Origin of the sequence: Streptomyces sp. NBC_00353 (assembly GCF_036108815.1) — a bacterium.
GTDB lineage: Bacteria > Actinomycetota > Actinomycetes > Streptomycetales > Streptomycetaceae > Streptomyces.
Genome location: NZ_CP107985.1, coordinates 1,887,337 through 1,910,776, shown reverse-complemented (window position 1 = coordinate 1,910,776; position 23,440 = coordinate 1,887,337). Strand labels below are relative to the sequence as shown.

The 23,440-nt window shown below is 68.3% G+C and carries 26 protein-coding genes; 13 read left to right on the top strand and 13 right to left on the bottom strand.

Going from position 1 to position 23,440, the window contains the following annotated elements:
• The first annotated feature begins 119 nt into the window (after positions 1–119).
• Together OHA88_RS09080 and OHA88_RS09075 are read left to right on the top strand one after the other, a co-directional pair.
• Positions 120–440, top strand: a complete 321-nt coding sequence (locus OHA88_RS09080) for a hypothetical protein (RefSeq protein WP_328625034.1) — start codon at positions 120–122, stop codon at positions 438–440.
• A 300-nt stretch (positions 441–740) separates the two neighbouring features.
• Positions 741–1,124, top strand: coding sequence for a DUF6234 family protein (locus tag OHA88_RS09075; RefSeq protein WP_328625033.1), 384 nt, complete (start codon positions 741–743; stop codon positions 1,122–1,124).
• 134 nt (positions 1,125–1,258) lie between these two features.
• Here OHA88_RS09075 and OHA88_RS09070 read toward each other — a convergent pair whose 3' ends face one another.
• The 3 genes from OHA88_RS09070 to OHA88_RS09060 all read right to left on the bottom strand — a co-directional run bounded on the left by OHA88_RS09070 (position 1,259) and on the right by OHA88_RS09060 (position 4,254).
• On the bottom strand, positions 1,259–1,576 hold the full coding sequence (locus tag OHA88_RS09070) for an antibiotic biosynthesis monooxygenase family protein (protein ID WP_328625032.1): 318 nt from the start codon (positions 1,574–1,576) through the stop codon (positions 1,259–1,261).
• 354 nt (positions 1,577–1,930) lie between these two features.
• Positions 1,931–3,025: a hypothetical protein gene (locus OHA88_RS09065; protein ID WP_328625031.1), complete on the bottom strand. Its 1,095-nt coding sequence runs from the start codon at positions 3,023–3,025 to the stop codon at positions 1,931–1,933.
• Between the two features lie 320 nt (positions 3,026–3,345).
• Positions 3,346–4,254, bottom strand: a complete 909-nt coding sequence (locus OHA88_RS09060) for an SMP-30/gluconolactonase/LRE family protein (RefSeq protein WP_328625030.1) — start codon at positions 4,252–4,254, stop codon at positions 3,346–3,348.
• Between the two features lie 85 nt (positions 4,255–4,339).
• Here OHA88_RS09060 and OHA88_RS09055 point away from each other — a divergent pair, with 85 nt between their 5' ends.
• Positions 4,340–4,777, top strand: a complete 438-nt coding sequence (locus OHA88_RS09055) for an Lrp/AsnC family transcriptional regulator (protein WP_328629629.1) — start codon at positions 4,340–4,342, stop codon at positions 4,775–4,777.
• Here the strand turns inward: OHA88_RS09055 and OHA88_RS09050 are convergent.
• Entirely contained in the window at positions 4,774–5,133 is a 360-nt protein-coding gene (locus tag OHA88_RS09050) for a DUF6191 domain-containing protein (RefSeq protein WP_328625029.1), read from the bottom strand. The two genes, OHA88_RS09055 and OHA88_RS09050, sit on opposite strands and share 4 nt — an antisense overlap.
• Before the next feature lie 98 nt (positions 5,134–5,231).
• The gene (locus tag OHA88_RS09045; RefSeq protein ID WP_328625028.1) at positions 5,232–6,218 is read right to left on the bottom strand and encodes a class I SAM-dependent methyltransferase; all 987 of its coding nucleotides are present in this window, start codon (positions 6,216–6,218) and stop codon (positions 5,232–5,234) included.
• A gap of 376 nt (positions 6,219–6,594) precedes the next feature.
• On the opposite strand from OHA88_RS09045, the gene OHA88_RS09040 reads away from it, so the two are divergent.
• The 4 genes from OHA88_RS09040 (at position 6,595) to OHA88_RS09025 (ending at position 10,014) form a co-directional block, all read left to right on the top strand.
• Positions 6,595–7,374: an SDR family NAD(P)-dependent oxidoreductase gene (locus tag OHA88_RS09040; RefSeq protein ID WP_328625027.1), complete on the top strand. Its 780-nt coding sequence runs from the start codon at positions 6,595–6,597 to the stop codon at positions 7,372–7,374.
• 238 nt (positions 7,375–7,612) lie between these two features.
• Positions 7,613–8,443 carry an ammonia-dependent NAD(+) synthetase gene (gene nadE, locus OHA88_RS09035; protein WP_328625026.1) on the top strand — a complete coding sequence of 277 codons (831 nt, stop codon included), beginning with the start codon at positions 7,613–7,615 and terminating at the stop codon, positions 8,441–8,443.
• Positions 8,444–8,758: 315 nt separating this feature from the next.
• The gene (locus tag OHA88_RS09030) at positions 8,759–9,175 is read left to right on the top strand and encodes a hypothetical protein (RefSeq protein WP_326625354.1); all 417 of its coding nucleotides are present in this window, start codon (positions 8,759–8,761) and stop codon (positions 9,173–9,175) included.
• A gap of 248 nt (positions 9,176–9,423) precedes the next feature.
• Positions 9,424–10,014, top strand: coding sequence for a DUF4328 domain-containing protein (locus tag OHA88_RS09025; RefSeq protein ID WP_328625025.1), 591 nt, complete (start codon positions 9,424–9,426; stop codon positions 10,012–10,014).
• A 143-nt stretch (positions 10,015–10,157) separates the two neighbouring features.
• Here OHA88_RS09025 and OHA88_RS09020 read toward each other — a convergent pair whose 3' ends face one another.
• Entirely contained in the window at positions 10,158–11,660 is a 1,503-nt protein-coding gene (locus tag OHA88_RS09020) for an FG-GAP repeat protein (protein WP_328625024.1), read from the bottom strand.
• Between the two features lie 394 nt (positions 11,661–12,054).
• Complete coding sequence (locus tag OHA88_RS09015) at positions 12,055–12,495, bottom strand: hypothetical protein (protein ID WP_328625023.1); 441 nt, start codon at positions 12,493–12,495, stop codon at positions 12,055–12,057.
• A gap of 152 nt (positions 12,496–12,647) precedes the next feature.
• On the opposite strand from OHA88_RS09015, the gene OHA88_RS09010 reads away from it, so the two are divergent.
• Positions 12,648–12,893: a hypothetical protein gene (locus OHA88_RS09010; protein WP_328625022.1), complete on the top strand. Its 246-nt coding sequence runs from the start codon at positions 12,648–12,650 to the stop codon at positions 12,891–12,893.
• A 450-nt stretch (positions 12,894–13,343) separates the two neighbouring features.
• Entirely contained in the window at positions 13,344–14,810 is a 1,467-nt protein-coding gene (locus OHA88_RS09005; RefSeq protein WP_328625021.1) for an FG-GAP-like repeat-containing protein, read from the top strand.
• Positions 14,811–14,960: 150 nt separating this feature from the next.
• Here OHA88_RS09005 and OHA88_RS09000 read toward each other — a convergent pair whose 3' ends face one another.
• On the bottom strand, positions 14,961–15,260 hold the full coding sequence (locus OHA88_RS09000) for a hypothetical protein (protein ID WP_328625020.1): 300 nt from the start codon (positions 15,258–15,260) through the stop codon (positions 14,961–14,963).
• 828 nt (positions 15,261–16,088) lie between these two features.
• Between OHA88_RS09000 and OHA88_RS08990 the strand changes: the two genes are divergently transcribed.
• Both OHA88_RS08990 and OHA88_RS08985 read left to right on the top strand, forming a co-directional pair.
• Complete coding sequence (locus OHA88_RS08990) at positions 16,089–17,675, top strand: ABC transporter substrate-binding protein (protein ID WP_328625019.1); 1,587 nt, start codon at positions 16,089–16,091, stop codon at positions 17,673–17,675.
• Between the two features lie 36 nt (positions 17,676–17,711).
• Positions 17,712–18,083, top strand: coding sequence for a VOC family protein (locus OHA88_RS08985; protein WP_328625018.1), 372 nt, complete (start codon positions 17,712–17,714; stop codon positions 18,081–18,083).
• Positions 18,084–18,291: 208 nt separating this feature from the next.
• Here OHA88_RS08985 and OHA88_RS08975 read toward each other — a convergent pair whose 3' ends face one another.
• Entirely contained in the window at positions 18,292–19,032 is a 741-nt protein-coding gene (locus OHA88_RS08975; RefSeq protein ID WP_328625017.1) for a DUF4230 domain-containing protein, read from the bottom strand.
• A gap of 161 nt (positions 19,033–19,193) precedes the next feature.
• Between OHA88_RS08975 and OHA88_RS08970 the strand changes: the two genes are divergently transcribed.
• Positions 19,194–19,751 (top strand): DinB family protein, encoded by a 558-nt coding sequence (locus OHA88_RS08970; protein ID WP_328625016.1) that lies wholly within the window; start codon positions 19,194–19,196, stop codon positions 19,749–19,751.
• Between the two features lie 141 nt (positions 19,752–19,892).
• Here OHA88_RS08970 and OHA88_RS08965 read toward each other — a convergent pair whose 3' ends face one another.
• From OHA88_RS08965 to OHA88_RS08950, 4 genes are all read right to left on the bottom strand, one after another.
• The gene (locus tag OHA88_RS08965) at positions 19,893–20,651 is read right to left on the bottom strand and encodes a hypothetical protein (RefSeq protein ID WP_443044359.1); all 759 of its coding nucleotides are present in this window, start codon (positions 20,649–20,651) and stop codon (positions 19,893–19,895) included.
• A gap of 126 nt (positions 20,652–20,777) precedes the next feature.
• Positions 20,778–20,942, bottom strand: coding sequence for a hypothetical protein (locus OHA88_RS08960; RefSeq protein ID WP_326625343.1), 165 nt, complete (start codon positions 20,940–20,942; stop codon positions 20,778–20,780).
• 264 nt (positions 20,943–21,206) lie between these two features.
• Positions 21,207–21,338, bottom strand: a complete 132-nt coding sequence (locus OHA88_RS08955; RefSeq protein ID WP_328625014.1) for a hypothetical protein — start codon at positions 21,336–21,338, stop codon at positions 21,207–21,209.
• A 38-nt stretch (positions 21,339–21,376) separates the two neighbouring features.
• A complete protein-coding gene (locus tag OHA88_RS08950; RefSeq protein WP_328625013.1) occupies positions 21,377–21,883 on the bottom strand; it encodes a Dps family protein in 507 nt (168 codons plus the stop codon).
• Positions 21,884–22,371: 488 nt separating this feature from the next.
• Between OHA88_RS08950 and OHA88_RS08945 the strand changes: the two genes are divergently transcribed.
• Complete coding sequence (locus tag OHA88_RS08945) at positions 22,372–23,436, top strand: lytic transglycosylase domain-containing protein (protein WP_328625012.1); 1,065 nt, start codon at positions 22,372–22,374, stop codon at positions 23,434–23,436.
• The last annotated feature ends 4 nt before the right edge of the window (positions 23,437–23,440 follow it).

Genomic DNA, 23,440 nt, shown 5'->3' with positions numbered 1-23,440 from the left:
AGATGATCGTGCTGACGCGCCTCGGGAGTTCGGGTACCAGGATTCGGCTCCCCTGAACGGTATGCGGCCGTCAGAATTGCCCTATGGATTCAGGGGTGGCCGCGGTTGTAGGTGCAGCTGTGGGCGTTGTGGGTACGACGCTTGCGGCCGCTACCGCAGGCATATCGGCGCAGAGGCAGGTCCGGGCAGATCATCGGCACTGGCGCAGGCAGCTTCGCCGTGACGCCTACTCGGCGTTCACCGCCAAGGCGGACGAGGTACACAAGTTGCTGCGCGATATCGATGCGGAGCTGACCAAACCCGGGGCAGATCTCGACAGTGCACGGGAGGGTGTCGCCCGAGCCCGGGCAGCGCTCCACGACGGGCTCGCCGGCGCCCAAGCGACGGTGGAGATCGAAGGGCCCGAGAAGCTGGCACGCATGGCGGAAGAGCTTTCCTGATCGCTCTCGGCTTGTGTCGCCAACCTCCATGCGGGCACGCTCGGGGAGAGTCCCACCGGCCCCGTCGCCGTGAGGAATTCCCAGCGGATCAGACGATTTCTGAACCATGCGTCCTCGAAGCGCAATCAGTTCGTTGAGCACGCTCGGAAGACCATCGACGTATGAAACAGCCGCACTCCTGCGCTTGATCCTCGCTCCGGCCGGTGGCTGTTCGGTGTCATCGGTCCTCGAGCGTGTGGTATCCGGGTCTGAGTAGCCGTACTCAGGCTCGAAGCGGTCCGCTCGCGGAGCATGGTGAACATGCTCATGTGGACTGTGGACCTTGGCTCGGCAGCCGTGCTCACAGCGCTGGAGGTGGCTTCCCTCGTCGCGTTCTGGTTCGCCGAAGGCCTCAAGCAATGGGCCGCAGGGGGAGCACGTCCTCCTGGCGCGACGGCCCGGCTCCTCCTGGTGCTGACCGTCGGGCCGACCGGCCTTGTAGCGGTCAGCTACGGCTTCTACCGGGCAGACCTGCCGGTGGCGTGCGGATCTCAGGCACTGGTGGCCGCCGCCCTCATCCTGCTGCTGGCCCTGGGGGGAGGAACGGAGTGCGCCCGCCTGCTTGCCCAGCACTCCTCAAGGAGTTGTCCGGTCCATGAGCGCGGTCGCCGGAGAGGGCGAACGACTTGGAGGAACGGCAAGTGACCGCCACGCTCGGTCGGCGATGAAGGCCGCAGCGACTCCCGAACGTATCGCCATCGCTGTGTGCCGCCCGCTCGGCGCAGGCGAGGCGCACGGCGTCACGGCTCGCCCCGGATGATCGGGGCACCCACCCTGGCCTACGATCCTGCCGGCGCGGCCTGCTGCACGACCTCGAAGGACCACAGCGTCGACCCACTCGCGGCAGGCTTCGGCCGGTCGCCACCCCCCTGATGCGCCTCCTTCATCGGGCCCTCCACCCAGGCCTTGAAGGACTCTTCGTCGCGCCACCGCGTGTACACCAGATAGTTGTCAGTCCCTTCAACAGGGCGGAGGAGTTCGAACCATTCGAAGCCGTCCGAGCTCTCGACCGCGTGGGCGCGGGACGCAAAGCGCTTCTCCAGGGTCTCGCGCTGTTCGGCGGGGACAGTGAGTACGTTGATCTTGACGACGCTCATGGCTACATCCTGCCCCACGCCCGGTCTGTGCCGAAGAACGTCGGTCGGCATGGTCAGGTGTTGCCCCCGTGCCACCATCGACAGGGCCGGCGGGGGAAAGGGGGGAGCAGGGCAGCCCCCGGCCTTGTCGGCCGGCGAACTCTCACTCCGGCCACGGCTCCCGGCGGAACCGTCGGACGGCGACGACCGCCCCGGCCGCCCCTCGGATGAGCAGCACGCCCAGGCTCTTCGTACGCGCACCCGGTCTCTGCTCCAGAGCCCGGCATGTCTGCGCAGCGGGTGCCACGTCGGCCTCCGGAGGGATTCGTCCGGGCGCCGTCCCGAGATCCTCTCGAACGCATGAGCCGCTGCCGCTCACGACCGTGTGGCGGTCCTGCACTTGTCGCCGGACTCCTGCATGAGCGCGTCCATCGACGTGCTCCGGTCGTACGGGTCGACCTCGGGGCCGTGTCCCGAGTGCTTGGCCGCGCGCTCGGCGATGAACTCGGGGGTGAGGTAGCCGGTGAAGGTGTCGCAGCCGCCGTTGGTGGTGTCCACCTTGTAGGAGACGAGGGAAAATGTCCCCGGCTCGATGACCACCTTCGCCGGGTTGTCCCAGCTCATCACGACCTCGCGGCGCACGAGGGTACGCGCGACTTCGTCGCTTCCCGCTGCAGCGCGTACGACCGGGTAGACGTACGTGACATCGGTGGTCACCTCGACAGCGCCGCGCTTACCTTCCCGATAGGTGATCCGTCCTCGTGTCTTGACCACATTGCCGACAAGCCGCACCTTCGTTGTCGCGAGACGGCTGAACAGCAGCAGAGGATCGTTCTCCCGACTGGGCGCGCTGAACGCGGTCGCCAGGTAGTCCTGGACATCCTGCTGATGCGGGTTGATCAACGCGATCGCCTTCGTCGGCCGCTCCCCGCGCAGCACACCACGATCCAGACTGGACGCGGCAAGGAAGTCCCGGGTCCGATCGAGAGCCTGCGCGACCTGCTTCTTGCTCATCCAGCCGGTCGCCCGTGCCGCAGGGAGGCTGATGCCTGACGTCCCGTTGTCCCACCGCACCGCGGGAGAGCCCCTGAACGGTTCCTCCAGCGTGGGCAGTTGGATTGCCGCCTGCGTCGCCGGCGGGTGATCCGGACGTTCGGACTCCGCGGCGAGCGGCGGACTCTCGCCGCTTCCGCCTCCGAACCATCCAGTGACCCGCCCCGGATCGAGTGCCACGATCAGCAAGCCGACCGTAACCAGCAGACCGACCGCGTACCACCCCTTGCCCCGGCGCCGCGGGGCCAGTTGGTGAGTCCGCCACCCCTCCGGCGGACCGGTCTCCTCCTGCAGCCGCCGCGTCACCATCCGGGCCCGCGCCGAAGGTTCCTCGAGTGCGCCCTGGGTCCCGGCTTCCGCCTCCCGCAGGAAGCGCTCCCACTCCTCGTCCGGTATGGACGCCCCGCCCTTGCCCACGATGTGTTCCCGTCCCTTCCCACGCGCCCGGTCCCTCCCCAGGGCCGGTCGTTGTCCGTGCATCATCACACAGCTCAGCAGCACCCTCACGAACCCCAGCCCCCTGTATGACCAGCCCTGGAACCCCGCCGGCTCAGCCGGAACCGTTCATGATTCCTTGACTGCGGCAGGCTTGGGGAGCGGTGTGATGTGTTGTGTGGCGCGACGCCGTCGCTGACCTCGGGCAGGCGTAGCACGTGCAGGACGGAGCGCAGGCGGTTGGTCAACAGAGCGGCAGGCCAACCGGGTTCGACCGCGAGGCTCATGGACAGCGCAACGGCCTAGAGGCGCGGCGCCCCGGTCACCGACATCACCAGCGAGTACAGGGAGGTGGTGGCCGTGATGAACAGGCGGTTGTTCTTCGGGCCACCGAAGGCGATGTTGGAGACGGGCTCGGGCACGCGCAGCCGGCCGATGAGGGTGCCGTCGGGGTGGTAGCAGTGGACGCTGTCGTCCAGGGCGGCGGCCCATAGGCGGCCCCCGTCGTCGAAGCGGATGTTGTCGAAGCGGACGTTGCCCCAGCCCTCGGCGAAGACCTTCCCGTCGGAGAGCGTGTCGTCCTCGCGGATGTCGAACATCTGGATCCGGGCGGTCCGCGAGTCGGAGACGTACAGTCGCTTCTCGTCGGGGGACAGGATCACGCCGTTCGGTCCCTCGAACCCGTCGGCAGCGAGGTGTACGTCGCCCGTCGCGGGGTCGATCCGGTACACGTTGCACGCGCCGATCTCGGACTCCGCGCGATGGCCCTCGTAGTCGCTGGTGATGCCGAAGTCGGGGTCGGAGAACCAGATCGTGCCGTCGGAGCGTACGACGGAGTCGTTCGGGCTGTTCAGCCGCTTGCCGGCGTACCGGTCGGCGAGGACGGTCACGGTCCCGTCGGGCTCGGTGCGGGTGACGCGGCGGTTGCCCTGCTCGCAGGTGACCAGGCGGCCCTGCCGGTCGAGGGTGTTGCCGTTGCTGTGGCCGGCCGGGGCGCGGAAGACGCCGACCGTGCCGGTGGCCTCGTCCCAGCGCAGGATGCGGTCGTTCGGGATGTCGCTCCAGATCAGCTGGCGCCAGGCGGGGAGGTACAGCGGGCCCTCGGCCCAGCGACAGTCGTCGTGCAGGACCTCCAGCCGGCTGTCACCGTTCGCACAGCGTTCGGTACGGAAGCGATCGTCCAGGATCTCGTACAGGCCGTCGGCGGGCATGGCGTCCTCTCGGAAGGATTGACCAGAACATGATTCAACGTAACATGCACGCGACAGAACCAAGTATGGTCTTCATATGAAACCAGTGGATGACATTGACCGTCGGCTGATTGCGTTGCTTCAGCGGGACGCCACCCAGTCGTATGCCGCACTGGGCAAGGCGGTCGGCCTGTCGGCGGGTGCCGCGCACGAGCGCGTGCGCAAGCTGCGGGAACAGGGGGTCATCCGGGCCACAACGATCGATGTCGACCCCGCGGCGCTCGACCGCGAAGTCCTCGCCTTCGTGCTGGTCGACTCGACGGCGTGGATGGGCGACCGGGCCGAGGACTTCGCCGCAGTGCCGGAGATCCAGGAGGCGCACGTCATCGCAGGCAGCGCGGCCGTCCTCGTGAAGGTCCGCACCGCGTCCACCGAGCGGCTCCAGGACGTGTTGCGCCGCCTGTACGCGATCGAGGGGGTCAGCGGGACGCAGGCAACGGTGGTTCTGGAGACCTTCTTCGAACGGCCGTTGGACGCCGGTTAGTACAGCGTTTCTCCGTTGTGCTGGTCGGAGTGCCCGGTCGGAGTCGCCTGCGGCATCCGGACGACTGCGGTGCCTCTCGCCAGGTCTACCGTTGTCCGGTTCGGCGGTGCGCCGTCCTCCTCGTCATCCCGCATCAGCAGTGCCGAATGCCGTTCCTTCAGTTCGTTCTGCTTCCCCGGCGAAAGACTCGCGTGCAGTTGCTCGAACCCGGTTGCCGATACCTGGCCCTGACGTGCCCCGTTCCGCCACGGCAGAACGCCGGCCCGCCCGGCGCGCAACAACAACTGATCGGCGAATGCCAGCACGGTCAGCAGGATGACCACTCCGGGCAAGGTCATGAGAACGACGAATTCCATGCCCTCAGTATCCGAGGCCAAGGGTCACGCGTGCACTGCCGTCGAAGCCGACGGGGCCACCCTGGGGACGCTTCGGCGCCCCCGGCACCACCGGGCGGCTACGCCTTGCGCGTCACCTTCCTGATCAGCCTGGCAAGACGGGAGGATCCACCGTTGAGCTTGGCCTCGTTGAGCGCCTTCTCCAGCTGGGCAAAGTGGTCCTTGCGTGTCCGGCTCAGGTATTCGTTCGAGGTCAGCGGCTTGGCTATCTTCCAGGCGCGGCGGTGGTCACCCTCGTAGTGGGCGACATAGGCCTTGGCGAGTTCGATCACGGCCTTGAACGGGATCCCGTCGGTGTAGTCCCGGTCGACGACCTCCTGGACGGCTGACATCAGCTTCAGCTTCTCGTCGGTGGTGAAGGCGTCTTCGGCTATGGCCCGCAGCACGTCCTGCGGGATCGGCTTGATCACCTCGAAGGCGAGTGTGGAGCGGATGGGCGGCCCGGCGATCTCGATGTACGGCAGCAGCAGACCGGTGCTGTAGTGCAGCCAGGGCAGGCGGGGGCTGGCGAAGTCCTGGTGCAGCAGCACGGAGCCTGGCTCCAGGCGGGGCAGGAAGCGCTCGGCCACACAGCGGAAGACCCGCGCCGTCTTGGCGATGTCGACGTGCAGGAACTCGATGGGGCTGTGGTCCTCGGGGTCGGAGGTCTGCCAGATGTCTCCGGGGTGCAGCTCGATGAAGTCGATGAATGGCTTCAGCTTGTCCTTGAAGTCGTCGAGGAAGGAGTTGGTGTCCTCGGGTGCGACCCCGGCAGAGAAGAATTTCTCGGAGGCGAAGGTGCCCTTCCCGACCCGGAAGAAGTCGTACGCGTGCAGCTTGTCGGTGGTCTTGTCGAAGTCGGGGTTCTCCTTCAGACCGAGTGCGAACGCGTACGTCGATCCGCCGCCGCCCGACCCGAGCTCGATCACCTTGCCCCCTCCAGTCAGCCGATGACGTCCCAACAGGTAGAGAAAGCGCAATTCCCATGCGCTCACCTGGGAGTAAGGGATCTCGTCCGGAAGTTCGACGTCGTCGAGCTGGAGGTAGAGCTTGCTGAGGGGCGCCACGGGTGCCTCGCGGTTTCAGTCGGATGGGCGGGTCGCGATATTAACTTCGTACGCCGGAGATCTGTCCGCGAAAACCGGCGACGGATTTGAGGATTTTCCCGGCCGCCACACTCCGGATGAACAGTGTTGGGCCGACGTTCCATTTCTGGATCCGAGCGCGGATGATCTCGGCTTCGAGTGACCGCGTGGCGAAGGCCGTACTCGCTCACCACGGCAGGCCGTGCAGAAGCAGCCCACTGCTCCTGACCGGGCACTACCTGTCGTGTCCCCGTTCGCCGACCACGAGCAGGGGCGGGCCCTGGTGAACCGGGAGTTGTACCTGCCCAGGTCCTGGGCGACGCTGTCGCCGTGGAAGCGCCGCCCTTAGGGTGCGGGCATGATCTCGCAAAGCTATCTCTCCGAGCTGTTCTCGCTGGACGGCCGGGTCGCCGTGGTGACGGGCGGCAGTTCCGGCATCGGTCGAGCCATCGCCGGGGCTCTCGCGCGAGCGGGGGCGAGCGTGGTGATCGTGGCGCGCAAGGAGTCCGAACTGGCCGCCACGGTCGACGAGCTGGCGGCGGACGGCTGCCGGGCGGCCTGGGTGAGGGCCGACCTGAGCACCCGCGACGGGGTGCGCGCGGCGGCGGAGCAGGCAGCCGAGGTGTTCGGCGAGCCCGACATTCTCGTCAACAGCGCCGGGATCAACCTGCGGCCGCCCATGGGCGAGCTGAGTGAGGAGGTGTGGGACGCCACGATGGCGTTGAACCTGGAGGCGCCCTATTTGCTGGGCCGGCGGTTCGGGCCCGGCATGGCGGAGCGGGGCTTCGGACGCATCATCCACATCACCTCCCAGCAGGCGCACCGGGCGTTCGTCCAGAGCGGCGCCTACGGGGTCTCCAAGGGGGCGCTGGAGTCACTGGCCCGCTCCCAGGCCGAGGCGTGGTCGCCACACGGTGTCACCTGCAACACGCTGGTGCCCGGCTTCGTCATGACCCCGCTCAATGCGCGGTTGTCGTCCGACCCGGAGAAGGTGGCTGCGCTGGCCGCGCGCACGATGGTCGGGCGCAATGGCCTGGCCGAGGACTTCGCCGGAGCGGCGGTGTTCCTGGCCGGCCGCGCCTCCGCCTATGTCACCGGGCAGGCGATCTTCGTCGACGGGGGGTTCTCCGTTCACTGAGCCCCGCCAGGTCCCGCAAATACGCGATGGCGTCTCGATCTCGTCGTCGTACGCGTTTCCGCCGCCCGCCGAGCAGCAGATCCCACCGTTGCAACCGACCCTCACCTGCTGATCCGCACGCGCCAATGGCACGAACACCTCCCCGGCGAACCCCCTCGAACCGGCCCCGACACGTAACAAAGCCCTACTCGGTAAAGTGGGCGCGACAGCCCACCGTGAACCGGAACAAGGAGCAGACGTGAGCGAGCCGGCGTCCATCGCCCTGCAGCAGGGGATCGCCCGGGAACTCGAGGTCGCCGAGACTTTCGAGGCCGAGCAGGAGATCGAACGCCGGGTGGCCTTCCTCGCCGAGCGACTGACCTCCACCGGTCTGCGCTCGCTCGTGCTCGGCATCAGTGGCGGCGTCGACTCCACCACCACCGGCCGGCTGTGCCAGCTCGCCGTCGAGCGGGCCCGGGCCGCCGGGCACGAGGCGCGGTTCTACGCGATGCGGCTGCCCTACGGGGTCCAGGCCGACGAGCGCGACGCCCAGCTCGCGCTCTCCTTCATCCTGGCCGACCACGTGCTGACCGTGGACATCAAGCCCGCGAGCGACGCCGCGCTCGAGGCCTCGCTGGCCGCCGGTGTGAGCTACCGCGACGCCCACCACCAGGACTTCGTCCACGGGAACATCAAGGCCCGGCAGCGCATGATCGCCCAGTATGCAGTGGCCGGCGCGCACGACGGCCTGGTCGTCGGCACCGACCATGCCGCCGAGGCGGTCTCCGGCTTCTTCACCAAGTTCGGCGACGGCGCCGCCGACCTGGTCCCGCTGACCGGCCTGACCAAGCGCCGGGTGCGCGCCGTCGCGGACGCGCTGGGCGCGCCCGCCGAGCTGGTGTGGAAGACCCCGACGGCCGACCTGGAAACTCTCGACCCGGGCAAGGCCGACGAGGACGCGCTCGGGGTCACCTACGACGACATCGACGACTTCCTGGAGGGCAAGCCGGTGGACGAGCGGGCCTTCGAAACGATCGTCCGCCGCTACCGCCTCACCGACCACAAGCGCCGACTGCCCGTCGCCCCCTAGCGGCCGCGAAGCCAGCATGGGCAAAACGTCCCCGATTGGGACTTGTCCGACAAAAGACAACTGCGGTTGTCGGCTCCGACAGAACGCTTCGCACGTTTCTTCGACGCTGACCCCATCGGCCTGCACGCCGTCCGAAAGTGCGTGCTGATGCCCGGACGGCAACGCATCGGCCCGGGTCCTGAATAGCAATGTGCGCGGGGAAAAAGCACGCCACGGGCGATCGTTCGGCGTGTACGGCGAGGCGGGAGGACCCGGCCAGGCACAGTGGAGCAAGGGCCGACCCGGCCTCGACCACCGAGGGAACGGAGACGGTCGATGCTCATGGCCACCCGCGGTATCACGGGCAAGGAGCTCGCCGACGACCTGCTGCAGGGCGTGAGCAGTGAACAGATGAGGGCGGCGACACGCCTCCTCGGTGCCCACCACGACGGCTACTGGCTCCGGCGCTTCTTCGAGGACCAGGAACTCGCGGACGCGGCCGGCCAACCGCTCCTCGAACATGCCGGACCGCACCCTTCCATCGACTGGAACGCGGTGGGGCTGCTCCTGCTCGCCGACAGACCCCCGGCACGCAAGGCATCGAGCAGCGAAGTGGCTGTGCTGGAGTTCGCCGCGTCCCTCGTGGGGCGCGCCCCCATCCAACTGCAGCGCGTCATCCACGCTGTCGACGACACCGAGTTCCGGCTCCTCCTGCGAGCTCTGATGGCGGCCGCATACGGGGAAACCCACTGATCCGCGGAAACCGACTGCGGCTCACCCGGTAGCGGCGCATCATCCGGGCGATGCGGGACTTGGGCCGGTGGGCGGGTTCGACGCGGCAGCCGGGACAGTGCCGCCCGTCGGCCGGTCACTCCGACACCCGTGTGTGCGGCAGAGCCCGGCCTGTGACCAGGGGGGAGTCCAAGCTGGACTGCATGACGAGCGCGGCATTAGGTTGCGTCCCTGTGAGTCACGACGACGCCATTGTCATATCCCCGCCCGTGCCATCGACCGAGCGCGAGCCGCTCTTCGTACCGAGGGCGATGACGACCGTGGTCATCGCCGCACTCGGGGTCTGCGTGCTGGTGAATGCCGCATTGCTCATCGCTCAACTGCGGCTTTATCGCGCGACTGACGGCTCGTACGCTGCCTTCCACAGGGAGATATGGGTCGGCAACCTCACTGGCATGAGGCTGCTCGCCTTCCTGGTGACCGGATTCGTCTTCCTGCGCTGGCTGTGGCAGATGCGGGTGAACGCCGAGGCGCTGGCGCCCCGCGGACACCGGATGAAACGCGGCTGGACCACAGGCGGGTGGCTGGTGCCGGTCGCCTGCTTCTTCCTGCCCAAGCGGATCATCAATGACATCTGGGCCGCCAGCTCTCCGCCCGACAGGCCGCGGCGCACCGATGTGCTGCTGACGTCGTGGTGGCTGCTCTTCGTGGCGGCGCAGCTTCTCGCCTATCCCTCCCCCTCCCGGGGCCCACTGCCAACAGAGATGGCCGGGGCCGCGCTGTACACCGTCGCAGGAGTGCTGTGTATCGGTGTGGTGCGGCGGCTTGCCGCGATGCAGAGAGCGCGTCTCGACGGCTGAGTCCGGCGTTGTGCCCGATTGTCACGGGCACAACGCCTCGTCCGGCGACCGGAAGGCCACCGGTGTGACCTGGCCCCAGGGTTGTACGGGACCGGTGAGTTTTATGATTCCCGGTGAATCCCCAGCCCTCCTCGAGGTTTCCGCTATTCGTCGATCGCCACCCCGAACTGTGCATCGGCCACCGGCGCCCCGAGGCGTGCCCCGTCGTAGGTCCACGTGCCCTTGGCGACCAGCCCCGACGACGACGCGGGGATGACCCATACGAAGCCGTCGCCGGTGTTCTCGCCCGGTGCCGCCGCCAGCAGGCCGAAGAGGCCGTCCTTGTCGGCGTCGATCAGCCGGACCTGGCCACCCCAGCGGTCCGAGGTCTCGGCCACGCCGGGGATGTCGGCGAGTTTCTGGTCGAAGCTCTTCACACCGACGTCGGTGAGGCCGAACGGCGCGCCGCGCATCACCCATACCGCGCCCGCGTCGGCCACGGTGCCGATGTCCTCGCCGGGAGCGCCGATCGCGAGGTCCGGGTGGCCGTCGCCGTCGGTGTCGCCGGCCGACAGTTCGGCGCCCCACTGGTCGCCCGCCTCAGCGACGCCGGGAACGCCGGGAGAGTCCTGGGTCCACGTCTGCACCTCCTCCGGTTCGAGGCCGGACAGGTCGCCCCTACCCAGATAGACGGAGATGCCGCCGCCCAGCGGCGAGCCCACGCCCGTGTCGCCGATGATGAGGTCGTCCTGGCCGGTGCCGTCCCAGTCGCCGGAGACGATGGCCGGCCCGCCCCGGAACGTGCCGCCGTCACCGAGGTCGGCGATGTCCGGCGCGCCGTGCAGCACCTGCACCGAGCCGATGCCCGGCTGGTCACCTTTGGTGACCCCGGAGATCGCCAGGTCGGCCCAGGAGTCCTCGTTGTAGTTGCCGTGGCTGAGGTTGCGGAACTCGAAGTCGGTGTCCAGCGGTGCGAAGTCCCGCGCCCGCATGCCACGGTCCGACACTTTCAGCTGCTGCGTCGTCGCGCCGGGCGGGGCGGTGAAGAACAGCAGCGCGTCGTTCTCCAGGACGGCAACGCTGTCCCGCAGGTTGGCGTCCGGGTGCGCCGGGTCCGGGGCGAAGTACCGGGCCGCTTCGATCGCCCGCCCGAAGTTCGCGCCGGCCCGCAGCTGGTCGGGGTTCTCCAGCCAGGTGCTGTCGGCCCCGTGCAGCCCGGTCGGCGAGCCCCAGAAGACGATGGCGCCGCCCGCGTCGGACAGCCCGGCCAGGTCCTCGCCGGGGATACCGACGATCGCGTCGTCGTAGCCGTCGTTGTCCAGGTCGCCGGAGGCCACGGCCTTCCCGAAGCCGTCGCCGGCCTCGGCACCGCCCGGGACGCCCGAGGTGTTCTGGTGGAGGACGCTCTTCTTGGTGGTGCTGAGACCGCTCGACGAGCTGTACTGCACAGTGACGTAGCCGGCGCCCTTGGCGCCGCTCACCGTGGCGCCCGGGGCGCCGACCAGCACGTCGTCGAAACCGTTGCCGTCGTAGTCGCAATTGCGCTGCTGCCAGCCGATGGACGGAAACGGCACTGCGGCCTCTGCGGCGGGGGCCGCGAACACGGCGCCGCCACCGAGGGTGAGGAGTGCCGCGGCCGTAAGGGCCGCGCTTTTGATGTGACGCACAAGAACCTCCTTGGTCTCCTAGGTTGCCTACGGCGTCCTGCTCAGCCGCGGTGGATTGTGCGTGGGCGTCGTCGGCGGAGGCGCATGGCCGGTTCCCCGGCGAGACGCCGAAGCGCAGACCGGTGCAGGTGCCCGGGAGTGCCGGGCAACGCCGCCGCGCCCGCCGCAGAACGGCGTGGGATCATGTGCGGCCTCCCCGTGGGGTAGTGCGGTGAGGGCAATGCCCGTATTGCACTCACCTAGATGACATCCGAGGTTCATCCAGGGTTGTACGCCGCGCCGGACGGTCGTTCGATGCAGGGCGGCCCCAGTTCGTCACGGAGGCGACAGGGCACCTCATGCGGTTGAGCCGTCGTGCGAGGTGGTTTCTCGAGCACCGGCTCGCAAGTCCCTTTCAGTCGCCGGAGAAGCCCCAGAAGTAGATTTCCTCCGGCCGGCCATGGGCGTCGTGCAGGACCGCGCATCTGCCGAACCAACGTCGATGGGCAAGCGGTGCCATGGCCTGCACGTGTGCCCGCGTAAGGCGGTCGGTCCCGGCCGTCCGGTGGGCCTCCGCGGGCTGAACGGGCTGCACGGTGCCGTAGTCAGGATCCTCACCCGGCCGCAAGATCCTGTGCATGTCCAGGATCGAGTGCGTCCCTTCTTCCTGAACCTGTTCGTCTTCCCACAGCTGGTGAATCGTTGACGGTCGGGCCCTGGCCTCGTCAGCGTCGTCTTCGTCCCAGGGATCCCAGTAGTAGTCCTGCGCCTCGAAGACTTCCTGCCTCAGGGCATCCAGCGCCGCTCCGAGATCCCCCTGATAAGGAACGTAGTACTCCCACCCCGACGCACCCACGACAGCCCCGCCTCTGCATCCGCTTCCGACAGTGCAGCGGAAGCTAGCAACAGCCACTGACAAGCCGCCTCGCCAGGTTCACCCAGGCGCTTTGTGGCGTGGCCATTCGCGCTCTGCAGGTAGAGGCATCCAGGTTGGAGGACACTGTTCGTATGCCCCTACCCAAAACGCATCTCTGCTCGGCCTGCTCGGACAATGCCGCGACCGACCCAGTTCTTCACGAGGACCTGGTCGTCGGAGCACCGCTGTCCATGGAGGATCTCACCGACGCGCAGCGCCTCGAACGGTTCGCCCGCAAGTACGCCCATGACGGTTGCCAGGTCAGGGAAGTCCGGCGGGTCCCGTACGACAGCTTGAGTGGCTACGCCTGGTCGGTCCGCTTCACCGAGAATTCGTGACGAGCAGAGGGCGCTGGGTGCGAGTGCCCGGGGCGGCGTACGCCCGGAGCATCTGGCCGGCCAGGCGGCGCCAGGCGTCCCCCGTGGCGGCAATGACACCAGCGTCGGCAATGAGAAGGATGACGAGATCCTCCGAGGTGAAGCCGCCCCGCTAGGTGATCGGTGTTCTCGGTTCGGTCAGGACATCGGTTGTGACGGCGCCGGCGTAGGCGTCCGCAGCCCGGTTCGGGCTGTTGGCCTCAGGTTTCGGCGGGGGCTTCGGAGGTCTGAGCATGGGTGCAGCGACCGGGCTGCGACCTGCGGAAGCATCACTCAGCCTCGCCTCCGGCCCCGACAGCCGCATTCACTTCCTGTTAACCGGGCAACCATCCGCGTGCCACGCGTGTCTCACAGTCGAGCCCTCACGCCTGGCGCCACCTTGGCTCTCCGTACCCGATTCTTGGAGGAATTGTGGGTATTCGCACCCTGGTTGCAGCCGCCGTCTGCGCGGCCACGGCGCTTTCGAGTGGCATGGCCGACGCGGCGCCCGCGAGTACCACGGCGGGCCCGGCCGCTGCCACCGCACGCGAGGACTTCAACGGCGACGGCTACCAGGACCTGGCGGTCTCCGCCCCCGCCGCCACCATCAACGGCCACTCCTGGGCGGGCTACATCGCCATCAGTTACGGCTCCGCGCAGGGCCTCGGCACGGCGCACACCACGATCATCACCCAGGACACCCCGGGCGTGCCAGGCACTTCTGGTGACGACCACGGCTTCGGCTACCGGATGTTCGCCCGCGACCTCGACGGTGACGGCCTCACCGACCTCGCCCTGGTGACCAACGAGGCGCTCGCGGCCACGAACAACTCCGGCTCCGTCATCGTCCTCTGGGGGCGCAGTGGCGGCGTCACGGGCCAGGGCTCGGTGCGTATCCCGGCGCCCGCTGACGCCACTGTCGGCGGGAACCTCACCGCCGGCGACTTCGACGGCGACGGCAAGACGGACCTGATGATGTCGCACAGCGACGACTACGACCTGCGCAGCGTGATGTACGGGCCGTTCACCCGCGCCGGGGCGCCCGCCCGCGAGCAGCAGGTGACCATGTTCAGCACGGACAACTCCATGATCAGCACCGCGGCGGGCGACTTCAACGGCGATGGCATCGACGACCTGTGCACCTTCTACGCTTACGAGGAGCACGCCGAAGGCGGCAAGCTGTGGCTGGGCACCGCGCACGGTCTGTCGGCGAACTCCACCCCGCTGCCCTCCGCCGCCGCCACCGCGGTCGGCGATTTCGACAAGGACGGCAAGGCCGACCTCGCCACCAGGGTGATCCCGAACGGCATCACGGAGGATCTCCCCTACGACGCCGGCAGCGTCAAGATCTACTACGGCTCGGCGTCCGGCCCGAGCACCACCCGGACGAAGACCATCACGCAGAACACCACGGGCGTGCCCGGAGTCAGTGAGAAGGGCGACCAGTTCGGCGCGCGACTCAACGCCGGCGACGTCAACGGCGACGGTTACGCCGACCTCGCCGTGGGTGTTCCCTTCGAGGCCATCGGCACGACCAGGGCCGCAGGCTCGGTGGTGCTGCTGAAGGGCGGCTCGGGCGGCCTGGGCGGCACCGGCGCGCAGGCGTTCCACCAGAACACGTCGGGCATCCCCGGCGTCGCGGAGGCCGGCGACCACTTCGGCGGCGCGGTCCGGCTGCTGGACATCAACGGCAACGGGAAGGCGGACCTCGCGGCGGGCGCCCCCGGCGAGGACCTCGGCACAGTCGCGGACGGCGGCGCGGTGTGGTCCCTGCGCGGCGGCTCCTCGGGCCTGACCGCCACGGGAGCGTTCGCCTTCAACCCGGTCGACCTGGGCGCCCCGGTGCCCGGCGCCCGCTTCGGCATGGACCTCTCGAACGACAACGGGCCGAATATCTGACGGGCACCTGAACGGAAGATCCCCCAGGCTCGACGATCTGATGAGTGACCGTCTCGAACCCAGACAGGCATCACTGGGAAATGACGGCACCTCTGGTGTGTGACCGACCACGGCCGCCTGCCGCAGCGACGTCGACCCCGCAGAGCCCGGTCAGCTTCTACGGCGCAGCGGCAGCATCTGCCCCACTCCCATGAGGATCAGTCCGCAGAGAGTCAGCGCGGTCGTGCTGAAGAAGCGGATCTCCCAGGGCGGGCTCGGTGCTATTCGGAAGTAGAACAAGCCCTGCACCACGCAGTTCGTGCCCACCAACAGTGCCCCGAGGCCATGGATCCGCGGGCGGGTGACACGGCGGCGCGCCCACGGCAATGTCCACCCCGTGCGTATCGACGCAGTTCCCAGGACGATCGCCAGAACGCCAAGGATCATCCCGGATCCAACGACCCATTCCACGGTGCCTCCTCCTGCTGACGAGTAAGCGAACGGTGAACTGTCTCAGATCTGTGCGACGCACCGCTGTCCCCGGCCGGCGCCGGTGACCTTGGCGCTCGGCGGCAGTGTGATCACCTCCCGCCGTTCCTGAGGACTGACGTCTACCAGCGGCCGGAACTCCTGATGCCCGTCGTCCGCGGCCTCATCGATCAGCTCCGGCAGGTGCAGCCGGCGACTTCAGCAGCGCACAGGTGCCCCAGCCGGGGAAACCTAGCCATAATCCCGCCAGGAGATCCCAACTGTCCTTGAAATGTGGCGATATCAGGGGTTTTGGGGCGAAGCGCGATCGTCCCGCATCGCGTCCTGCAACCTCCCGGACGCTTCGTGTTCTCGGAGCGTTCCGGCGATCGCTACCGGTGGTCACGACGGACTGACGGAGCACGTGGACAAAAACCCCCTTCGTACACCACCAACTGCTGGGGGCGCAAAGAGGAGCTGCCGCCCGCCATTATGATCAGGGTGAAAACGCTCGCTTCCCCGGTCCGGATGCGCGGAGCCGCCCCGCGTCCGGAGGGGGACCGCGGACGGAGGCTGGGAACAGCAACGACTGCCCCGGTGCACCGCTGTGATGGAGGAGATTCGGATGCCCCGGACGGCCACGGGTCCGGCCTGACCGTGTCTTGGGCGGCAAAGGCTACAGCTCCCGGTCCATCCGGACCTGGCTCAGGCGGTGGGGCAGCGGCTGCACCATCCCCGAACGGACCCACCAGGTCCGCAACCGATGGTTCCTGATCAATCCCGGCCGCGTGGGACACCCCGCGCGGCCGACAGAAAACACGAGGCAGTTCTGTGAACATACGCAAGCGGTGGACAAGCGCTCCTGTCGGGGCCGGTCTCGCGGCGGCCCTGCTGAGCAGCTGCAGCCTTCAGACCGAAGGAGGCGCAGCCGAGCCCGGCAACTCGATCGTGGTGGGCATGTCGGACGACGTCCTGGCCGCGGACCCGGCCTCGGGCTACGACCCGGGGTCCTGGCTGCTGTTCAACAATGTCTTCCAGTCCCTGCTCAGCTTTCCCCGAGGGACTACGACCCCCCAGCCGGAAGCGGCTAAGTCCTGCTCGTTCGAGGACGGCAACAGGACCTACCGGTGTACGCTCCGTGACGGTCTGACCTTCAGCAACGGCCACAGCCTCACCTCCGAGGACGTCAAGTACTCCTTCGAGCGAGCGATCAGGATCGATGACCCCGCCGGCCCCGCGCCGCTGCTCTCCACGATCGCGAAGATCAGCACTCCGGACGCGCGAACGGTCGTCTTCCAGCTCAAGGTTCCTGACGCCACCTTCCCCAGCAAGATCGCCTCGGGCGCCGGTTCCATCGTGGACCACAGCGAGTACCCGGCGAACAGCCTGCGCAAGGACGGCAAGGCCGTCGGGTCGGGGCCCTACAAGCTCAAGTCCCTCGACAAGTCGAAGGCCGTCTTCACGGTCAACTCCGGCTACCAGGGCACAGCACGGGTGAAGAATTCGGGCGTCACCCTCGACTTCTTCCGGGGCGACCAGAAGAAGCTGGCGTCCGCGCTGCAGAAGGGAGACATCGATGTCGCCTACCGCGGTCTGACCGCGCGGGACATCTCCCACCTGGAGGATTCCGCCGCCGCGGCCGACAAGGGCATCGACGTCGTCGAAGGCACCAGCGCCGAGGTACAGCACCTGGTCTTCAACATGAAGGATCCGGTGGTCGGACAGCTCCCCGTACGCAAGGCCATCGCGTACCTGGTGAATCGTGACGCTCTCGTCAGCGAGGTCTACCACTCCACGGCCACCCCGCTGTACTCGATCGTCCCCGCCGGCATCACGGCCCACAACACCGCGTACTTCGACATGTACGGCGGCAGCCCGCAGCCGGCCAAGGCCGAAGAAGCACTGCGTACCGCGGGCATCACCGACAAGGTGAAGCTCACGCTGTGGTCCACACCGAGCCGCTACGGCCCCGCCACCGATGACGCGTTCCGGGCGATCGCCAAGCAGCTCAACGCGAGCGGACTGTTCGACGCGGAGGTCAAGTCCCTGCCCATCGACCAGTACGAGAAGCGGATCGCGGCAGGCGAGCTCGGCGTCTATGTGAAGGGCTGGGTCCCGGACTACCCCGACCCGGACAACTTCACCCAGCCGTTCTTCGGCAAGGACAACGTCCTGCAGAACCGCTACGTGAACGACGACATCACTCGCCGGATCATCCCCGACACCGCCGCCCAGGCCGAGCGGGGTTCCACCGAGAAGGACTTCGGCGAGCTCCAGGACGACGTGGCCCGGGACCTGCCGATCCTGCCGCTGTGGCAGGGCAAGCAGTACGCGGTGGCGCACGACAACATCTCCGGCCTGGAGTGGACCCTGGACGCCTCGACCGTCTTCCGCTTCTGGGAGATCAGCAAGTACTAGGGTCTGCCCGGGCGATCGCCGGGCACACTGGCCGACATGCCTGTCTCGCTGCATCACATTGTCATCGACGCCCACGACCTGCCCGCTCTGGCCCGGTTCTGGGCTGAGGTGCTGGGTTGGCGGATCCTGTCCGAGCGGGAGCGGGAGGTCGTGATCGGGCCGGACGAGACCGCGCCGGTGGGCATCTGCTTCATGCCTGTTACGGACCGTAAGCTGGTCAAGAACCGTCTGCACCTCGATCTGACGTCCGCCGCGGAGGACCGGGAGGCCGAGATCGAGCGCATCCTCGCACTCGGCGCCCGCAGGGCGGACGTCGGACAGAGCGGCAGCGAGTCGTGGACCGTGCTGGCCGATCCGGAGGGGAACGAGTTCTGCGTAGTCCGCCCGAAGGAGACCCTCATCGGCTAGGACGTAAGGATCGTCGTCGAAGCCGGGGCCGTCCGCCGCGTGAGCCATTGCGCAGGCGGACGGCCCGGCTGTCGGTCTTCTCCGGGGTCGTGTGCCGGATGCCCCGATGCCGCAGGCACCGGCGGCACGGCCGACGGCGGCTCGGAGCTCGTTGCGTTCTCGGTGCGCCCGACCGCACCGGGCGCAACGTGGGTGCGATGCCGCTGAACTACTGGGATGCCGGTCCGTAGTGCACGGTGACCCGGTCGAACCCCAGCGAGCCGAGCAGGCCCTTGAGCATGTTCGTGGTGTTCTTCTCGGCGCGGCCGGTCAAGCCGCTGTCCTTGGCAGCCTCGCCGATGTGCCGGGCGGCGAGCTTGTTGACCGCCTGCTCACTACTGGGGTTGTCCGAGAAGAAGTCGCCGATTCGATCGAGGAACCCGCGTTGCTTGGAGACGGCGTAGGAGCGGTCCGGGTCGAGTGCCGGCTTGCCCAGTACGGCATGCGGCAGCCGGATCTCGGCCGTGGTGCGCTCCTTGTTGATCACCACACCGTCACTCGCCACCTTCCCTAGGTCGACGGACGCACCGACGGTGCCGGCACCGACATACAGGGTGCGGGTGCCGCGGATGGCATCCGGCAGGAACTTCGCGTCCTTCTCCAGATCCACCACGACCTGGAAGTTGCCGGAGGCCGCCTCGTACGAACTCATGTCCTGAATCGACTTCAGCACGGCTGGTCCCGAGCGGTCCTGTGTCTTTTCGCCGAAGAGGTCACCGATGCCGGGAAGCACGCTGAGGCGAGTGCCCACGAGCAGCAGAGCGAGTGCGGCCGCGCCGAGCACGACCGCTTTCACCCACCACCGGGGGCGGTCGGGGCGGGGTTCACGCTCTCCCGACTTCCCGGACAATTCGGGGCGTTCGGAACTCCCGCGTTGCTTGCCGGCCTTCCTTGCGTCAGTGGACGTCATTGCATCCGTGTGACCCGATCGCCACCTTCCAATCAGGATGACCGGTCACAATCAGTCAGATCCTGTATCCCGAAGCAGACGCCGGTGCCGACGGCTCAACTGGACCGGTTCGGGCCGTTGATCACTCGGGCAGTGCCCACAAGCCTTGAAGGAGAGACAGCATGAGTACGACCAGCCGACAGAGAAGAGCCGCCATGTTCGTCGGACCCGACGACGACCCCCGGCTCGGTGCTCCCTCGACCGGCGAAGAACGCGGCATGCTCGTCGGATTCCTCATGGCTCAGCGCGCCACGCTGGAACTGAAGTGCGCCGGTCTGGACGCGGAACTGTCCCGGCGCTCCGTCGAGCCCTCCACTCTCTCTCTGCTCGGCCTCGTCCGGCATCTGGCCGACGTGGAACGTCGATGGTTCCGTCAGGTCCTCGCCGGCCAGGACGCACCACCGCGCTTCTCCTCGTCGGCCGAGCCCGACGGCGACTTCGACGGCGCGGTGTCCGATCCCGCCGTTGTGGCCAAGGCCTGGGAGACATGGCGCGCCGAGGTGGCGTTCGCCGACGCCTTCGTGACCGACGCGCCCCACCTGGACATTGTGGGCGAGGACGAGTGGCGCGGGGTGGTGTCGCTGCGCTGGGTGCTCATCCACATGGTCGAGGAATACGCCCGGCACAACGGACACGCCGATCTGCTCCGCGAGCGCATCGATGGCGCGATGGGCGTGTGACGGCGAGGCATTCCCGCCAGACGTCCGGAGTCCGTCGATACCCCGGACTCCTGTTGACCGGCTCTGCCGCTGATATTGCGACACGGCCTGCCCGAGCGTACGCGCCTCGCTACGCACACAAGGAGCGAGTGATCCGGTGTATCAGTAGCGGTGGCCGGGCCAATGCGGGTCCTCCCAGCGATCAAGACCGGTGACCCCCAGCAGCCGCACCCGGTGCAGCAGTTCCTCGGATACGCCCAGGCCACGGAGCCGGGCCGGTGCGTGGTGGACAAGCCAGCCAGTCAGCTCGACGCGCATCTCTTCCTCGTCCTCCCACGCGTGCCAGGGAAGTCGGTCACCGAGCAGGTCGTCCCCCCAATGTCCCACCGCTACGGCCAGGTGTTGGTCGGCCACGGGGGCAGCCAGTACTTCCCAGGTGCGGAGCCACGGGCTCAGGGTGCTCGATGCCTCAGCGCACAGTACGAGGACCTCGTACGCGGGTACGCCGGGATCCGGATCGGTGAGCGTGTGCACCCACCATGCCTGCAGGAATTCATTGACTGCCGCAGCTTGCTCCGGAGGCCACTGCTGCCAGTGGCCGCGAGCGAAAGATCGCCCGGCCTCCTCCATGCGGAAGTGGGACTCGATGAGACCGCCGGCGAGGGCCGTGGCGAACTGGGGCAGGATCCGGCGCAGCACGGATGAGTGATCGCTCCAGTCGATGGCCTGCCATGTGCGCCGCAGGAGGTCGGGGTCCAGCTCCGTGTCCGCCACCTTGAGCTGCGCGAGATCTTCAGCGCTGCCCCAGTGGCACTCACAGTTGTGCTCGTCGGGGCGGGCGATCATCCCGCGGAAAGTGGAGGCCAGGCCGTCCAGCGCTGCGTCGAGACGAAGTCGTGCGCGGGGCCGGTCGAGGTTCATCATGGCGTTTCGCCTTCGAGGACTCCGGGAGATTGTGCTGCCCGAAGATCCCCAACCTACCGGGGCGGCCCCGGTGACAACATCCCCATGACAGGCCGGGCAGGGGTCGTCTGTCGTGCCGCTCGGTCAGCCTGCCTGGTACACGTGTGCGCGGGCGCCCTGCCATTCGATCACGCTGGGATCGTCGAGAACCCGCTCCGGGTCAGCCAGTCCGGCGGCGGACAGAAGCACGACAAGGTCGTGATCGCTGTGCGCGGTCCCCAACCGCCGTTCGCAACCGTTGACGTGCATCGTTACAAGTCTGCCTCCGGAAGGTGTGGGGGGCTGAATGGTCCAGCGGGGTGTCACCATGGCTTCAGGGTGTCTCCAAATACCCGTCGCTGCACCGCACTTACGGGCCGTACACCCGTCTGGCCGATCGGCGTTTTGTTCGGAACCGGGTGATCTGGTTAGCTGCTTCTGCCGCCCGGTCTGAGCAACTGTCAGTGACTGACCGCGACCGGGCGCAATTCCGCCCCCCTTCCGGGGAAGGGGGGCGGAATTGAGCGTCCTGGCTCAGTTCTTCGCCTCCCTGCCGCTCGTCGGGGCGGTCACGGTGAGCCGGGTGCCACGGGTCCGGTCCGAGGACGGGCCCGTCTCGATCGCGAACTCTCCCGGCTCCACCGCACGCTCAGCCTCCTGCAACACGCAGGGGCCTTTCTCCGGGCAGCTCCAGGGAGACGCTGTCAGACGGATCGATTCTCCGCGCTGACCATCCAGGCGTGCTTTTCCAGCGAGTCGATGATCGCGTGCAGCAGGTCGGCCGTGGCGGGATCCTCGCTGTCGACCCGGTCGTGCAGGGTGCGCAGCGTATCGACGGTGGCGCGCAGGCGTGCCGTGACGAGGTCGACGACGGTGCTCACATTCTGCTCGCCCTCCGGGAACGCGGGGAGGGTGGTGGCCGCTGCCACGCTGTCGGAACGGCCGTCCGGGAACGTCGCGAGGGCCCGCATGCGTTCGGCGATGGTGTCGGCGGCCTCCCGCGCGTCGTCGACGATCTCATCCAGTTGCAGGTGGAGGTCCCGGAAGTTGTGGCCGACCACGTTCCAGTGGGCCTGCTTCCCCTGGAGTTGCAGTTCCACCAGGTCCACCACGATCTGCTGCAGGGCTCGGGCGAGCTGCGGCGACGCCGTGAAGCCGGCGGAATCGGTCTCTGAACGCCGTGAGCCCCCAGGGGCGGAGGATTCGGTCATGGCGTCTCTCCTTCGAGAGCACAAGGGACTGGGCCCCCGAACGGGAGGCCCGTTGACTGACACCAACAAGCCTACGAACGTCCCTCCGCGCCGCCACCGCTGTTCGGCCGCCTGGCCGTTCAGTGGCGTCGGCTTTACCTCGACAGACACACCCGCGCAGATGTCGTGTTCCGAAGCCGAGCTGCCGCATCGTCCGGCACCACCCGCGCCCGACGCCCCTGAGCGGTCGGTGGGTACCGGCCCGAGCGCTCTCGACCGCGGCAAGGTCGCCCGATCGGACGCACACTTCCGGATCGTGGCCCGGTGCCGCCCGGGGCCATGGCTCGCGGCGACTGCTACGGAGCCGCGCCCTCCGCCGCCGCTGTCAGCCCTCCCGGCCTGGAGAGGCTCCGGAGAAAAGGCATGACACGCACCGACGGACCCGCGCCGCTGCCGCGTAGAGCAGGTGAACGGGCCGTACGACAGCGGCCCCGGGAGGGGGCCGCATCATGACAGGGGTCAAGCGCAGAGGTGCCCGGGCGGCTGCGGTCGTCACGGCTGCCATGGCAGCACTGACCGCCTCGCAGGCGCCGGGGACGGCGGCTCACGCCCCTGCCCCGGCAACGGTTCACCCGGGCCCGTCGGGGCCGAGCGTCTCGGGCGACACCCTGTACCGCACCGAGCTCCCACCCCTGCGGTCGCGCGGAGCAGCGGGCGGCACCGGGAGCAGCGGCGGCTCAGGCGTACAGGTCGGAGGTGCGCTGCCGGCCATCCTCCTGGCCGCCTACCGGCAGGCCGAGGGGGAGCTCGCGGACAGCAGGCCGGGCTGCCGGCTGCGCCGGCAACTGCTCGCCGCGATCGGGCAGGTCGAGTCCGGGCAGGCACGTGGCGGCCTGGTGCGAGCGGACGGCACGACGCTCGTACCGATCCTCGGCCCACGCCTTGACGGCAATGGGTTCGCGGTCATCAGGGACAGCGACGGCGGGGCGTACGACGGGGACGTCGCGTACGACCGTGCCGTGGGGCCGATGCAGTTCATTCCGTCGACCTGGGGCATCTGGGGCGCCGACGGCAACGGCGACGGGCGCAGCGATCCGGGCAACATCTACGACGCGGCGCTCGCGGCGGGGCGCTATCTGTGCGCGGGCGGGCGCGATCTCTCCCGGGCGGCGGACCTGGACCGCGCGATCCTCGGCTACAACCGCTCCAGTGCGTATCTGCGCACGGTCAAGGCATGGTTCGCGTACTACCTCGACGGCCACCGGGTCGTCGCGGACCAGGGTTCTGGACCGGCCGTCCGTCCCGGGCCGAAGGCGACGAAGAAGCCGCGGGCGACTGCGTCCTCCACGGCTCCAGGTCACCCGGCGGGTGCGTCCGAAACGCCCAACTCCTCGCCCCCACCTTCCTCTTCACCCTCGCCTTCGAAGAGCGTTGGCGGCGGCGCGGAGCCCGCATTGCCGCTGCCCGCGCTCCCGAGCCCCATCGCCGAGCTGCCGGGCGTCGGTGGGCTGACCAGCAACGGAACCAGAACGATGCGAGCCGCCCCCTCCACAAGCCCGGATACCGGGCGGTAATCTC

Bases quoted from the DNA above. Each gene is read 5' to 3' on its own strand.
- OHA88_RS08965 (WP_443044359.1), bottom strand. From the start codon at position 20,651: ATGAACCTCGACCGGCCCCGCGCACGACTTCGTCTCGACGCAGCGCTG.
- OHA88_RS08945 (WP_328625012.1), top strand. From the start codon at position 22,372: ATGACAGGGGTCAAGCGCAGAGGTGCCCGGGCGGCTGCGGTCGTCACG.
- OHA88_RS08985 (WP_328625018.1), top strand. From the start codon at position 17,712: ATGCCTGTCTCGCTGCATCACATTGTCATCGACGCCCACGACCTGCCC.
- OHA88_RS09070 (WP_328625032.1), bottom strand. From the start codon at position 1,576: ATGAGCGTCGTCAAGATCAACGTACTCACTGTCCCCGCCGAACAGCGC.
- OHA88_RS09030 (WP_326625354.1), top strand. From the start codon at position 8,759: ATGCTCATGGCCACCCGCGGTATCACGGGCAAGGAGCTCGCCGACGAC.
- OHA88_RS09050 (WP_328625029.1), bottom strand. From the start codon at position 5,133: ATGGAATTCGTCGTTCTCATGACCTTGCCCGGAGTGGTCATCCTGCTG.
- OHA88_RS09040 (WP_328625027.1), top strand. From the start codon at position 6,595: ATGATCTCGCAAAGCTATCTCTCCGAGCTGTTCTCGCTGGACGGCCGG.
- OHA88_RS08975 (WP_328625017.1), bottom strand. From the start codon at position 19,032: ATGACGTCCACTGACGCAAGGAAGGCCGGCAAGCAACGCGGGAGTTCC.
- OHA88_RS08950 (WP_328625013.1), bottom strand. From the start codon at position 21,883: ATGACCGAATCCTCCGCCCCTGGGGGCTCACGGCGTTCAGAGACCGAT.
- OHA88_RS08960 (WP_326625343.1), bottom strand. From the start codon at position 20,942: ATGCACGTCAACGGTTGCGAACGGCGGTTGGGGACCGCGCACAGCGAT.
- OHA88_RS09060 (WP_328625030.1), bottom strand. From the start codon at position 4,254: ATGCCCGCCGACGGCCTGTACGAGATCCTGGACGATCGCTTCCGTACC.
- OHA88_RS09010 (WP_328625022.1), top strand. From the start codon at position 12,648: ATGCCCCTACCCAAAACGCATCTCTGCTCGGCCTGCTCGGACAATGCC.
- OHA88_RS09075 (WP_328625033.1), top strand. From the start codon at position 741: ATGCTCATGTGGACTGTGGACCTTGGCTCGGCAGCCGTGCTCACAGCG.
- OHA88_RS08970 (WP_328625016.1), top strand. From the start codon at position 19,194: ATGAGTACGACCAGCCGACAGAGAAGAGCCGCCATGTTCGTCGGACCC.